Genomic DNA, 13,613 nt, shown 5'->3' with positions numbered 1-13,613 from the left:
GACCAGTGCTGATCCTCAGTCAGGCACTGGTTCTTTTTTATAAAATTTTGATATTTTAAAGTTTTTAACTACTACCATTGTTAACAAAAACGGAATTGGGATCTTGTCCCAATTCCGTTTATTTGATGTTATCGCGCAAAAAAATTGAATTTATTCTACTTTCACTTTTTAACGATTACTTTAATTATTGGGACGATAAAATTGACGATTATCTAATCCGAAAACGCGCTCGCTAAAAGTTCCTGGTTCTGTCTTCGCTACTGCCTTAGAAATCATATTAATTGAGGCATCCAGTTCATCAACGTAATGAAGCACTTCAGCTTCTAATAACTTCGGCCGCTCTGGAGAACCATATTCTAGTAGCCCGTGATGTGATAATACCATGTGTCGTAACAACACAACATCTTGATCGGTGACGTCGATTTTGAGTGACTGACAAGCTAATACAATCTCTTCATCGATCAGCACAATATGACCGATCAAATTACCTTCGACAGTGTATTCTGTCCCAATTGGACCGCTAAGCTCAATTGTTTTACCTAAGTCATGCAAAATAACCCCTGCTAACAGCAATGAATAATTTAACTGGGTATATTGTTGGGCGATCGACTTCGCCAAACGCATCATACTCAGCGTATGGTAAGCGAGTCCGCCAGCAAAATTGTGATGATTGGTTTTAGCTGCCGGATGGTTATAAAACTCTTTTTGATACTTCTGCAACAAAAAGCGGACGATCCGATTCCATTTTGCGTTTTGAATATCAAACAGTGCCTTTTGAATCTCATCTTGCATTTGTTCCGTCGACATTGGTGCTCGCGCAACAAATTGACTTGATTGAAATCCTTCGCTGGCATCAGCAAGATACAACTTAGTAATCTTAACTTGCGGTTGCCCGTTATAAAGATCACGTTGTCCTTCTAGATGAACAATATTGCCACTGGCGAAATGTTGAATATCATCATCTTTGGCATCCCAATACATACCCGAGATTTCACCGGTTTTATCCTGAAAGACTAACGAAATAAATCGTTTCCCATTTTTAGCAACGCGAACTTCAGCTTGTTTGATCATCACAACGAGTTGAAAAGATTCGCCATTTTTCAGATTAACAAGTTGTGTTGCCACTCCTGCTCACCCTTTCTAACCGCGATATAAGTCAGTGATTGGCTTAGTGACAATATTGTTAATCTCGTCCATCACGCTATTCATTTCACGTTCGCGGTCCATTAATTCTTTCATCATGTCAATCTTCATTAACTTGTCGCCTAGATCCCGCAACTTTTGAACATCATCATCAGTTACTTCTTGACCGGCCATTTGTTTCTGTTGTAATTCGCCTTGGAGTTGTTGCATTTGTTGATACATCGCATACGCAATTGGATCAGCCTTCATCTTACCAAAGGCTGCTTGTAAGGCAGCAAATTGTGGTAATTGGCGTAAAACCTCTGCCATTTCATTTGCATTATCATAAATATTAACGGTCATTTGTCTAACTCCTCTATTATTTATTGGCCAAATAGCCCTTTAACGTTATTATACCATTGATTAACTTGATCTTTGGCATTATCGAAGGATTTCCCGACATTATCGCTGAAATCTGATAACCAATTACCACCGCTTGAAGACGTCTCTGACTTCTGACTGGCAATTGTTGCTGCGTCCTTAGTCTTGAAGCTCGTCTTAGGGGTATATGGTAAGATGTTCGTCATTTCTTGTTTAAAAATACGCGGCGCATAACTCCCCGTTAAATAATGAGACTCATCAGTCTTATCATAACCAACCCAAGTTGCCACGACAATATCTGGTGTATAACCAAGTACCCACTGATCCTTAGCACCTTTAGTGGGATAGCTGTCAGGTACTTCTGTCGTTCCTGTTTTACCAGCAACGACATAGCCATCCGGCTTGGCCCCGATACCCGTTCCCTGATTGAAGACGCCTAACATCATGCTGGTCATTGTTTCGGCATTCTTTTGACTGAGGACGGTTTTCGTTTTAGTCTTCGTATTGTCCACAATTACTGCACCAGTTGCATCGACAATCTTCGTAATAAAGTGTGCTGTCGTCATTTTACCATTGTTAGCAAAAGCGGTGTATGCTTGGGCCATTTGTAATGGTGAAACACCGGTTTGCAGTCCACCTAATGCCAACGCGAGGTTCTGATCAGCTTTAGGCACATTAATGCCAAACTTTTCAACGGACGCAACACCTTTACTGACGCCAATTTGATCCAGTAACCAAACAGCAGGGACATTACGACTTTGAGCAAGTGCCTGATACATGGCTACCTTTCCTAAATATGTCCCGTCCACGTTTGTAGGATGGTAATTGTTTTTGCCAAAGGTTGTGTCCTTGTCTACTAATTCGGAATCATAGTGATAGCCATTCTCTAAAGCGGGCGTATAAACAGCTAATGGCTTGATTGCCGAGCCGGGTTGGCGTTTAGCCATCGTGGCATAATCGTAACTTCGAAATGTATGTGTTCCTCGACGCCCGACAACGGCCAGAACCCCTCCTGTACTCGGATTAACAGCCACCGAGCCTGATTGAGCAGCTACTCCATCGGAAGCACTGCTAGGGAAGAGCGAATCGTTATTGTAAGCATTCTGCATTTGAGTCTGATAATTCTGATCCAGACTCGTGTAAATCTTATAGCCCTTGTTTAAAATATCTGATTCAGAGATTCCGTAATCATTAATTGCTTCACTAATGACAGCATCAAAATAGTAAGGATAGCGATAAGAACTACTAGCTGAATAAGTATCGGTAATCGTCATGGCTTCCTGTTTTGCCGCAGCTGCCTGATCTGCTGTTAAATAGTTAGTTTGTGTTTCCAAATCTAACACCAAATTGCGACGACTAGTGGCATTTTTAGGATTCTTCACCGGATCATAGTATGTTGGATTCCGGAGCATTGCCACTAATGTCGCCCCTTGAGCGGCAGTTAGATCACTGGCATTCTTACCAAAATAGCGCTTAGAAGCATCCTGCACACCCCAAACACCATTACCAAAATAAGCATTGTTTAAATACATGGTCAAAACATCTTGCTTGCTGTAAACTCTATTAATTTCGATCGCCATGAATAATTCAGCAATTTTACGACCAAAAGTTTGTTTCTGCGTTAACAACATGTTTTTGGCTAGCTGCTGAGTGATTGTGCTACCACCGCCGCTAATCGTGCCGTGATGAATCACATAGCTCACAGCCGCCCGCGCAATTCCTTTAATACTGAAGCCAAGATTCGTGTAGAATGTTCGATCTTCTGTCGCAATTACCGCGTGCTGAATATTTGGCGAAATTTGGGAAAACTCCACAAATGTCCCTTTTTGCGAATACAAGCTACCAGCCTTGTCACCATCGCGATCAAGAATATCAGTAGTTGTTGTCTTTAATGATGCCTTTAAGTCGCCAACATTTGCGGTTTTTGCCTTAATCGTATAAAAAGCAGACACACCTAAAAAGACGAGTAAAATGACAAGAATTACCCATCGTGTTAATTCAGCATGCCGCCAAACGACTTTAAATTCCCGCCAAAATCGGCTAAGATAAGGATACTTAGTAGTTGCACCGCCAGTTTTTATGTTGTTTTCATTTCTTTTCATGATATATCAACCATCCAATTAAGCTTAATTTTACCATGAACGACCCAGATTCCATCGGACCCGGGCCGCATTTAATGCTTTTTTAGATATCAAGGGAGTTTTAATTTGCAAACAAATTTTCAAATTGTTTTACCGCAAAATTTTAATTCACTAACAATTCGCCAATTGTTACAATATTGGCTGGTTCCCAAAAAATGGCAGCACTTCTTACGGATTGAGCAAATGATTACCGTTAATGGCCGCTATCATTCTTTCAATGAATTAGTGCAGACAGGTGATCTGATTCAACTTGATTTTGCTTTTCTTCCGGCCAATCGCCAAGACTATTTAACTTCTGCGACTCAAAAGCCGGAGATTCTATTTGAAGATGCGACCACTCTAATCGTCAACAAACCCGCTGGTATTAAGACGCACCCTAATCGGCCGGACGAAAATGGTACCATGTTGAATCTACTCAAAACCAATCATTCAGATGTTTTAATTGTCCATCGCCTTGATCAACAAACCAGCGGCGCACTATTAGTCGCTAAATCAACTGTCGCTGTTCCAATCTATAATCGGCAGTTAACTAACAAAACTATGAAACGTCACTATTTGGCCTGGGTAGATGATCCTAAGCACATATTGACTACTGGCAAAATCACACTGCCAATCGGCCAGGATCCTCATGATCAACGCAAACGCTGTGTTGATCGGCTCAATGGGCTGACTGCAACTACCAATTATCAAACCGTCAAACATCAAGATGGTCGCAGTTTAGTCGCCTTAGATTTAGAAACCGGACGCACTCACCAAATTCGAGTTCATTTGGCCGCCATTGGCCATCCGATTATTGGCGACCCACTCTATAATCCCAACCCCCACTCACTAAATAATGGTCAAATGTTATTACACGGCGACCAAATCACCTTCACGCCACCATTCTCATTCACTGCTAAAACAGTTTCGGCACCACTTCCAGAATATTTTCCCAATTAAAAAAGTTGAGTATCGTCAACTTGGCTATTCCGCCTAGTGCTGACAAACTCAACTTTTTTTACGATCTTTGATGATTTAAACTCAATTAAACAAAATTATTTCGACTTAACATAATTCGTTCCGTCGGCTTTTGGCATAACAGCTTTACCTAAGAACAATACTAGGACAACAATCGTTAAGACATAAGGAGCGACTTGTAAGTAAACCGCAGGAATTTTGTCGATTCCTGGCAATTGGCCGCCGATGATACTTAAACTTTGAGCAAAGCCGAAGAACAATGCTGCACCCATCGCGCCAACTGGATTCCACTTACCGAAAATCATCGCTGCCATCGAAATATAACCTTGACCAACAATCGTTCCAGCAGAGAAATTACCAGAGATTGACTGTGCAAAAATTGCCCCACCAATGCCACCTAGCAAACCTGAAATAATGACACCGGAATAACGCAGGCGATAAACGTTCAAGCCTAATGTGTCGGCAGCCTGAGGATTTTCACCGACAGACCGGAGATGTAAGCCAAAACGCGTCTTATATAACACCCACCAAGAAAAGATGGCTACTAAAATTGCAATATAAGCCAACAAGGACGTATCTTTGAAGAAAATCGGCCCAATAATGGGTATTTTAGATAAGCCTGGGAAACTGAAATAGCCAAAGCTTTGCGCAATATTATCTGTCTGACCTTTAGCATAAATTGCTTTAACCAAGAAGACACTCAATGCTGGTGCCAATAAGTTAATAACCGTACCACTAATAATATGATCAGCACGAAAGTTAATTGTCGCCATCGCATGCAATAACGAAATTGCGATTCCCACAATCGCACCAACAACCAAACCTAGCCATGGCGTTGCTTTACCAAAGGTATCCGCGAACGTTAAATTAAACACGACCGAGCTAAAAGCGCCCATCACCATGATACCTTCCAAGCCAACGTTAACGATACCACCGTTCTCTGAGAAGGCACCACCAATCGCAGTAAAAATCAAAGGTGTCGAAAAGACAAAGGTTGAAGAAACGATTAAAGATAACATACTAACCCAACTCATACCTCTGTTCCTCCCTTCGGCTGATGAATGACTTGTTCTGGTTTGGCCCCAGCATCAGCATCTTTGGCTTTCTTCTGTTTGAACAACAAACCAATCACATAATCAATTGCGACGAAGAAAATAATAGCCGCAATCACAATATTAACAATTTCAAACGGCACTCCGGCACCAGTTTGCATGCCTAAACCACCGATCTTTAAAATACTGAATAATAACGATGCTAACAAAATCCCTAAGGCACTTCCACCACCTAGCAAAGCCACGGACATTCCATCAAACCCAATTGAAAGTGATGATGTTTGCGTGAAGAAATTCTGGTAAGTTCCTAAGCCTTCAACAACACCACCTAAACCAGAAAGCACACCAGAAATGACCATTGACATGATAATCGTCTTTTTACTGCTCATACCAGCATATTCAGAAGCAAAAGGATTCATACCAACTGAACGAATTTCAAAACCAAGCGTTGTCTTCTTCATCATAATCCAGAAGATAATAATGGCAATTAATGCCAAAAACAAACCGGCGTTAATTCGCGAACCACCAAAAGCATTTTGTAACCAGCCCATTCGCAAGGAAGCATGAGAGGTAATCGTTTGGGTAGAATCCGTGCTTGAGCGAAAACTCTTGGGCATCACATTCTGTAATAAATAGGTGCTAGTATATAACACGACATAATTCAGCATGATGGTGACAATAACTTCACTGGTTCCAAAGAAAGCTCGTAGCACACCAGGAATAGCACCAACAAAGCCGCCTGCCAAAGCACCAACAATAATGGCCAAGGGTAACAAGACGTATGTTGGCAAACTAGGAAACGCTAAGGCTACCCAAATACTGGCCACCCACCCGGCTAAGGCTTGACCGGACATCCCAATATTGAAGAAACCAGCGGAATAAGCAACGGAGAAACCTAATGCCGTAAAAATCAATGGTGTCGCCTGACGTAATGTTTCACCAATACCAGACATGCTGCCCAGTGCGCCCTGGAACATTGACGCATAAGCTTGAATCGGTGAATAACTAAAAATTAGCATCACAATGGCACCGACTAAAAAGCCTAAGAAAATCGAAATTAAAGGAACTAAAATCCTCTTGACAGGTTGACTGACTTTTAACATTACTTCACCTCCTGAGCTGCTGCTTGTTTGCTAGAACCAGCCATTAACAAGCCTAATTCTTGTTCAGTTGTGGTTTCAGGACGAACTTCCCCAGCAATTTTGCCGTCATGAAGTACAATAATTCGATCTGATAAATTCATGATCTCGTCTAATTCAAAACTGACTAATAAGATTGCTTTACCTTGATCACGTTGATCAATTAATTGGCGATGAATATATTCGATTGCACCAACATCAAGCCCGCGTGTTGGTTGGGCGACAATAACTAAGTCAGCATTACGATCCAATTCCCGCGCAACAATAGCTTTTTGCTGATTACCACCCGAAAGTTCGCCTGCTCTCAGCTGTTCGTTGGTCGTGCGAATATCATATTCCTTAATCAATCGTAAAGCTTCTTGACGCATTTCATGATAGTTTAAAATACCGTGATGACTAATTGGCGCTTGATAATAAGTTTGTAGGGCTAAATTCTCAGACAAGGACATTTGTAAAACCAAGCCATACTTCTGTCGATCTTCTGGCACGTGCGCCACACCGGTTTCCGTAATTTTACGAACAGCAGCATTGGTAACATCCTTACCTTTGATGACAACAGCACCACCGACAACCTTACGCAGGCCAGTCAAAGCTTCAATCAATTCGGTCTGCCCATTGCCATCGATTCCCGCAATACCCAGAATTTCACCTGCGTGAACTGTAAAGTCAATTCCTTTAACAGCTGGTAACCCACGGCTTTCGTTAACTTTAAGTCCCTTAACATTCAAAATTGGTGTGCCAATTTGCGCAGGTGCCTTCGGAATCTTAAAAGTAACGCTATGACCAACCATCATTTCGGCCAATTCCTCACTGGTTGTTCCTTTGACCTCAACGGTATCAATACTCTTACCCCGCCGAATAACTGTACAGCGATCTGCCGCGTGACGAATTTCATCAAGTTTATGTGTAATCAAGATGATTGACTTGCCTTCTGCGACCAAGCTCTTCATAATCTCGATCAATTCTTCAATTTCTTGAGGCGTTAAAACGGCGGTTGGCTCATCAAAAATTAAAATATTAGCACCACGATATAACGTTTTAAGAATTTCGGCACGTTGCTGCATACCGACGGAAATATCCCGTACTTTAGCAGTCGGATCGACCGCCAAGCCGTACTTATCTGAGAGCTCTTTAATTTCTTTCTCAGCCTTTTTACGATCAATCACGCCAAGATGGCTCGGCTCATTCCCCAGAATAATATTCTCGGTCACGGTAAAAGCATCAACTAACATAAAGTGTTGATGTACCATCCCGATACCCAATCGATTAGCCGCTGTGGGGCTGTCAATCTTAACCGGTTCACCATTCAACAGAATTTCACCAGAAGTTGGCTCTAATAATCCTGACAAAATATTCATCAACGTTGATTTCCCGGCCCCATTTTCGCCTAACAAAGCGTGAATTTCACCAGGTTTTACCTTCAAGTCAACTTGGTCATTGGCCTTAAAACCGCCAAAATCTTTGGTGATCTTGCGCATTTCAACTACATACTCTGACTTTGTCATTGCTACCTCACATTCCAGAAACTTACTTGTAGCTCAGAACGACCTGCTCAATCAACAATTCAGACCGATTGTCATCATTTCCCATGGAAGACAAAAACACCCCTCGGCTGCATGAGCGAAGGAGTATTTCCAGTCAGTCTATACGCTTTTACTTAGCAGGATGTTCTGGTACTGTAATTTTTCCATCAATAATTTGTTGTTTAGCTTCCTTAACAGCGTCTTTAGCTTTGGTTGAAAGTTGACCGTCAGTCAAACCAACACCATCTTGTTTCAAGCCATAAGTTAAATGCTTGCCACCAGGGAATTTACCCTTCATTGCTTGATTGGATAGATCTTCTGTGACAGCACCGACACCCTTAAGTGTTGATGTTAAAGTAAAGTTAGCTGATTTACCGTCTTTAGTTTTGTATTTACCTTCTGCGGACTGATCACGATCAACACCAATAACCCATACTTTCTTTGAACCGTCTTGATTGATTGCTTTTGCTTCTTGGAAGACACCGTTACCAGTAGCACCAGACGCATGGAAGATAATGTCTGCGCCTTGTGAGTACATACCTTGGGCAATTGACTTACCTTTATCAGGTGCGTTAAAGTCACCAGCATATTGGTTGATCACTGTAACTGATTTACCTAACTTCTTTGCACCAGCTTTAACGCCTGCTGCAAAACCAGCATCAAAACGATCAATAACGTCGCCCTTAACACCACCGATAAAACCAACTTTATTCGTCTTGGTTGTATATGCAGCGGCAATACCAGCCAAATATGATGATTCATTATCTTTGAAGGTGGCAGAAACAACGTTCTTCACGCCTTCGATTGCATCATCAATAATAACAAAGTTTGTCTTTGGTGAATCTTTTGCTGATTGCTTAATCGCTGGTTGCAACTTATACCCAATACCAAAGATTGTCTTGAATCCAGCTTGTGTTGCTTGGTTAATATTCGGAATGTAATCGGATTCGTTAGAAGATTGGAAATATTGGAATCCAGAATTACCACGAGATAAATCGTGGGACTTGCCCCATGCTTGTAATCCTTCCCACGCAGATTGGTTGAAGGAGCGGTCATCGACACCACCGGTATCTGTGATCAATGCAACAGTATGTTTGGTAGTCTCTGACTTACCTGAAGTACTTGTACCTGATTTCTTACCCGCACAACCGGCCAAGGTTAATGCAACAACTGCAGTCAAAACGGCAGTGGCGAAAACTTTTGCTTTTTTCATTTCTGTAAAGCCCTCCTAAAAAAGTTTGTTCAGCAATCTTTGGATCGTTAGAACCGAATTAATTAAGATGAGTTATCTTAGGAGACGCAACCCATGGAGTTAGGCGTGAATGATTAGCCCGCGAAATAATGCCCGGAATGTTGCGACCCAAAATGTGATAATTTAAGGCACGAACATTCTTTATCAAACTTATCAAAATAGTTGGCCTATGTCAATGTAAATGAGAGAATGAACGAACAGACAATTTTTCAGAATCTCATCATGATGTAAGGGGTTTATCAAGCCAATTTTTGAAATATTTGAAATGAAACTGTAATATCCCCGCGCCTAATTATCTCATACTCATCAAGAATAAGATAGCGCTTACTCAGAAAAATTAAAGGATTGTTTCTAAGTTTGCGCTTCTTTATAGCTACTATTTCTGACTGGTTAAAACCAATCGAAAACAAAACTATTTGTTTCCTTCTACAACTGATCAATTCAATCGAAAAGGGAATCTTTCTTTCAAGTTTTGTCATCTCAATCAATTCATGACAAACAAATAGACGACCTAGTTGAATTGATACTTCAGCTAGGTCGCCTTTTTGTTGCGTAAAGAGAAGTCAGATGCGTTTTGCATATCTTTCGTAATATCTAACACCTCATGCTATTCAGTTATCACAGCAAACATCTTTTTTCAATCCTTGTTCCTGTTTGCTGTCTTTGTTACTAACAGCTTCGTTGATCTAACGACTAAGCTGTTACTGCTTTGGTACTGCTTTCTGATTAAATCTTCGAACAACTACCGCTGCATTTTACTTTTTACTCCAAGTCCCTGCTCTAGTCAGTTCACCTGGTTCAAACACAATGATTGACTCATCATTGTCTAATCTTCTTTGAAACGTCCTAAATTCTCATTCGAACGAATCGGTCATTCACGATCTACTTAGATACTGACGATCTGTTGGATCCTAAATCTTAACTTAAGCCTTTGCACTTAAATCGTACTGCTCTAGTACACGAGAACCTTGCTGTTATGCCCTTCAGGCTCTACAGAGTATCCTCATTTGGCACCACTCAACTTTGGCCTTCGTTGAGTATCGCTTGACTAATGATCACTAGTTCTTTGTTGCCAGATCGATATATTATCCATCTAGCTGAGCATCTGCTCCTCTTTACAACTATATAGTACCAAGTTATGTAATCGATTGCAAGGAAGAAGGCTCACACTGGCAAAATCGTTTCATCTTATCAAAAATCCACAACCCAAATAAAAAGAACTGAGATTTTTATCCCAGTTCCACTGTCGATCTGCTGTTATTTCTATTGCTGTAAATGAATTCGGCCAAGTTTTTGTGCACCAAATGCCGGGCCGTATAAAATATTGGGTGTGGCACTGAACGCTTCTGAATTCGGGAAAGTCACAACTACTGTATCATCAAAACCTTGTGCGCGAATTCGATTGAAATTGGCGGTTGCGATTCGTTGACCACCAGTAACCTTTTGGCCGTGCTTAACTCGTAGGTGAAAGACTCGGCCATTCAACATCGACGTATTGAGGCCCAAATGTAGCAACACTTCAAGACCGTTCGCCATTCGAAAACCAATTGCATGTTGTGTCGTGGCAATCATCGTTACCTGTCCTGAGACCGGCGCATAAATCACATTGTCCGTTGGTTCAACAGCAAAGCCATCGCCCAAGTTCTTCTGAGCTAGTGCCGGATCATGAACTTTAATCAAATCAACAACTTCACCTTCAACCGGTGAAAAAATAACGGTTTGATCGGACTTTTTGACAAAGCCAAACTTTAACAATGCCAAGATTATTACCCCTTAGTCAAAAATAAGCAAATTTTTATTAGAGTAAACGCAAGTGATCCTTTAGATAATAGGACACAGCCTGGGCCTGGGCTGTATCTTTACAAAATGCGACCACTGTATCGTGTCCGGCAATTGTTCCTAAAATATCGGTCGGTGGTGTCTCCCGCAAGTCATCAAGTGCTGCAGCCAAGAAGTTACCATAACTAGGGCTAGTATGAATAATCACTAAAAACTCAACCGTGTCAATTGACTTGGTGACTGTTTTTAGTGCTGAAAAAAGACGGGCCTGTGCATCACCAGTTGTCTCTGTTGACAACTTCAAATAACGGGACTTACCATATTCATCGCGCATTTTTGTAATCTTCAACTCACGCAAATCACGAGATAAAGTTGCTTGCGTTGTCCGCACACCATACTCGTGTAAGTATCCTTGCAACTCTTCCTGCGTGTGAACTAAATGTTCTTGAATAATTTTTTGCAAAATAACTTGACGCTCTTTTTTCTTCATAACACTCCACCTACATTTCTATTGGTGCTTGCACACCTAACAATGACAACGCTTGTGTTAAGACTTGACTGGTTGCTTGCACAAGTGCTAACCGCGCATTCAGTTGATCATCTACAACCAAGATTTTTGAATTAGCATAATATTTATTGAAAGTTTTAGCTAAGCGTAATGCATATTTAGCGATAACTGATGGTTCATATTCACGTGCTGCTCGCAAGATCGTTGCCGGAAAATCGGCCAGCGCCTTTAACGTGTCCCACGCCGCGGGATCAACCAAGGTCAGTGTACCATTAAGATCGACATCTTGCTGAGCTTTACGTAAAATACTTTGAGCGCGGGCATTCGAATATTGGACATAAGGACCAGTTTCACCTTCGAAACGGACCACTTCACCCAAACTAAAGTCAAAACTGTCCATGCGGTCATTCTTCAAGTCGTGGAATACAACGGCGCCAACACCAACTTGAGCAGCAACTTGGTTAGCATTAGCAAGCGCTGGATTTTTAGCAGAGATTTGTTCTTTAGCTAATCCAACCGCTTCATCTAAAACTTGATCCAGTAAAACAACATTACCTTTACGCGTTGAAAGCTTCTTACCGTCTTTGGTAATCAAACCAAATGGTACATGAATAATATCATCGGCCCAATCGTCGCCCATTTTCTTCAAAACGGCTTTTAATTGTTTGAAATGTTCTGTCTGCTCACTACCAACAACATACAATGATTTAACGAAGTGGAATTTGTTGTAACGATCAATCGCAGCAGCCAAATCACGCGTGATATACAAAGTCGCCCCATCAGTCCGCTTAATTAAAGCCGGCGTCAAGTTTTCAGCCGTTAAATTAACGATTTGTGCACCTTGGCTCTTTTCTAACAAGCCTTTGGCAGCTAATTCGTCAACAACCGGATCCATTTTATCGTTGTAATAAGCTTCACCGTTAAATGAATCAAACGTAATGCCTAAACGGTCATAAATCTTTTGGAATTCAGCTAATGACAAGCCGCGGAACCATTTCCACAGATGAGTTGCTTCAGGATCACCGTCTTCTAATTTCTTAAACCAGGCGCGTCCTTCGTCATTTAATTCGGGATCTTCTTCTGCTGCTTCATGGAATTGCACGTAATACTTCAATAAATTGCCAATTGGATCAGCCTTAATCGCTTCTTCACTGCCCCATTTATGATAGCCAACAATTAATTTACCAAATTGTGTGCCCCAGTCCCCCAGATAATTGATTTTAATGGGCTGGTACCCAATTTTAGTTAGAATATTAGCTAATGAGTTCCCGATGACCGTTGAACGCAAATGCCCCATTGACATTGGCTTGGCAATGTTAGGTGACGACATATCAATCGGAACATTACCTTGTTGACCTACATTATCATCACCATAATGATTACCAGCACTAATAATCTCATGCAACATTGCTTCCGCAAACTCACCTTTATCCAAGAAGAAGTTGATGTAAGCGCCAGTTGCCGCAATTTTTTCATAGGGTGTTGGGTCAATTTGCTCAGCTAACTCAGCCGCAATTTTTTGTGGTGCGTGATGTCGCGACTTGGCCAGAATAAAAGTTGGAAAAGCATAGTCACCTAATTTCGATGTCTTAGGTACTTCAAGTAATTTTGTGATTTGTTCAGCAGACAACTCATCTGCCAAAACTGATTTTAAACTATTAACGATCGTTGACTTAATATCCAAGGTCATCCTCCTTTTTACAAACAAAAACCCGTCCCTAATTAATCAGAGACAGGAATTCCGCGGTACCATGCTAAT

The 13,613-nt window shown here is 41.4% G+C and carries 11 protein-coding genes; 1 reads left to right on the top strand and 10 read right to left on the bottom strand.

What is annotated here, in order from left to right; translation table 11 throughout:
- Positions 1 to 180: 180 nt before the first annotated feature.
- The 3 genes from EKM65_RS05650 to EKM65_RS05640 are packed head-to-tail and all read right to left on the bottom strand — an operon-like array spanning position 181 to position 3,605.
- Positions 181 to 1,125 carry a 3'-5' exoribonuclease YhaM family protein gene (locus EKM65_RS05650; RefSeq protein ID WP_404803132.1) on the bottom strand — a complete coding sequence of 315 codons (945 nt, stop codon included), beginning with the start codon at positions 1,123 to 1,125 and terminating at the stop codon, positions 181 to 183.
- Between the two features lie 15 nt (positions 1,126 to 1,140).
- Positions 1,141 to 1,485 carry a YlbF family regulator gene (locus EKM65_RS05645; RefSeq protein ID WP_125606505.1) on the bottom strand — a complete coding sequence of 115 codons (345 nt, stop codon included), beginning with the start codon at positions 1,483 to 1,485 and terminating at the stop codon, positions 1,141 to 1,143.
- Between the two features lie 20 nt (positions 1,486 to 1,505).
- Entirely contained in the window at positions 1,506 to 3,605 is a 2,100-nt protein-coding gene (locus EKM65_RS05640) for a PBP1A family penicillin-binding protein (RefSeq protein ID WP_125606503.1), read from the bottom strand.
- Positions 3,606 to 3,710: 105 nt separating this feature from the next.
- On the opposite strand from EKM65_RS05640, the gene EKM65_RS05635 reads away from it, so the two are divergent.
- Positions 3,711 to 4,583 (top strand): RluA family pseudouridine synthase, encoded by an 873-nt coding sequence (locus tag EKM65_RS05635; protein WP_125606501.1) that lies wholly within the window; start codon positions 3,711 to 3,713, stop codon positions 4,581 to 4,583.
- A gap of 95 nt (positions 4,584 to 4,678) precedes the next feature.
- Here the strand turns inward: EKM65_RS05635 and EKM65_RS05630 are convergent, their stop codons facing one another.
- The 7 genes from EKM65_RS05630 to argS all read right to left on the bottom strand — a co-directional run bounded on the left by EKM65_RS05630 (position 4,679) and on the right by argS (position 13,538).
- Entirely contained in the window at positions 4,679 to 5,635 is a 957-nt protein-coding gene (locus tag EKM65_RS05630) for an ABC transporter permease (protein ID WP_125606499.1), read from the bottom strand.
- Positions 5,632 to 6,756, bottom strand: coding sequence for an ABC transporter permease (locus tag EKM65_RS05625; protein ID WP_125606497.1), 1,125 nt, complete (start codon positions 6,754 to 6,756; stop codon positions 5,632 to 5,634). Before EKM65_RS05625 ends, EKM65_RS05630 begins: the two co-directional genes overlap by 4 nt.
- A complete protein-coding gene (locus tag EKM65_RS05620) occupies positions 6,756 to 8,297 on the bottom strand; it encodes an ABC transporter ATP-binding protein (protein ID WP_125606495.1) in 1,542 nt (513 codons plus the stop codon). The genes EKM65_RS05625 and EKM65_RS05620 overlap by 1 nt, the downstream gene beginning before the upstream one ends.
- Before the next feature lie 148 nt (positions 8,298 to 8,445).
- Entirely contained in the window at positions 8,446 to 9,528 is a 1,083-nt protein-coding gene (locus EKM65_RS05615; protein ID WP_125606493.1) for a BMP family lipoprotein, read from the bottom strand.
- Positions 9,529 to 10,830: 1,302 nt separating this feature from the next.
- Positions 10,831 to 11,328 carry a PTS sugar transporter subunit IIA gene (locus EKM65_RS05610; protein ID WP_164506837.1) on the bottom strand — a complete coding sequence of 166 codons (498 nt, stop codon included), beginning with the start codon at positions 11,326 to 11,328 and terminating at the stop codon, positions 10,831 to 10,833.
- A 37-nt stretch (positions 11,329 to 11,365) separates the two neighbouring features.
- A complete protein-coding gene (locus tag EKM65_RS05605) occupies positions 11,366 to 11,836 on the bottom strand; it encodes an arginine repressor (protein ID WP_125606489.1) in 471 nt (156 codons plus the stop codon).
- A gap of 10 nt (positions 11,837 to 11,846) precedes the next feature.
- Positions 11,847 to 13,538 carry an arginine--tRNA ligase gene (gene argS, locus EKM65_RS05600; protein ID WP_164506836.1) on the bottom strand — a complete coding sequence of 564 codons (1,692 nt, stop codon included), beginning with the start codon at positions 13,536 to 13,538 and terminating at the stop codon, positions 11,847 to 11,849.
- Positions 13,539 to 13,613 lie beyond the last annotated feature (75 nt).

Source organism: Lapidilactobacillus bayanensis, assembly GCF_003946695.1.
Taxonomy (GTDB): domain Bacteria; phylum Bacillota; class Bacilli; order Lactobacillales; family Lactobacillaceae; genus Lapidilactobacillus; species Lapidilactobacillus bayanensis.
This window is presented reverse-complemented; position numbering and strand designations above follow the sequence as displayed.

Excerpts from the sequence above, each read along its gene's own strand:
- EKM65_RS05645 (WP_125606505.1), bottom strand. The coding sequence starts at position 1,485 with ATGACCGTTAATATTTATGATAATGCAAATGAAATGGCAGAGGTTTTA.
- EKM65_RS05640 (WP_125606503.1), bottom strand. The coding sequence starts at position 3,605 with ATGAAAAGAAATGAAAACAACATAAAAACTGGCGGTGCAACTACTAAG.
- EKM65_RS05630 (WP_125606499.1), bottom strand. The coding sequence starts at position 5,635 with ATGAGTTGGGTTAGTATGTTATCTTTAATCGTTTCTTCAACCTTTGTC.
- EKM65_RS05625 (WP_125606497.1), bottom strand. The coding sequence starts at position 6,756 with ATGTTAAAAGTCAGTCAACCTGTCAAGAGGATTTTAGTTCCTTTAATT.
- EKM65_RS05620 (WP_125606495.1), bottom strand. The coding sequence starts at position 8,297 with ATGACAAAGTCAGAGTATGTAGTTGAAATGCGCAAGATCACCAAAGAT.
- EKM65_RS05615 (WP_125606493.1), bottom strand. The coding sequence starts at position 9,528 with ATGAAAAAAGCAAAAGTTTTCGCCACTGCCGTTTTGACTGCAGTTGTT.
- EKM65_RS05605 (WP_125606489.1), bottom strand. The coding sequence starts at position 11,836 with ATGAAGAAAAAAGAGCGTCAAGTTATTTTGCAAAAAATTATTCAAGAA.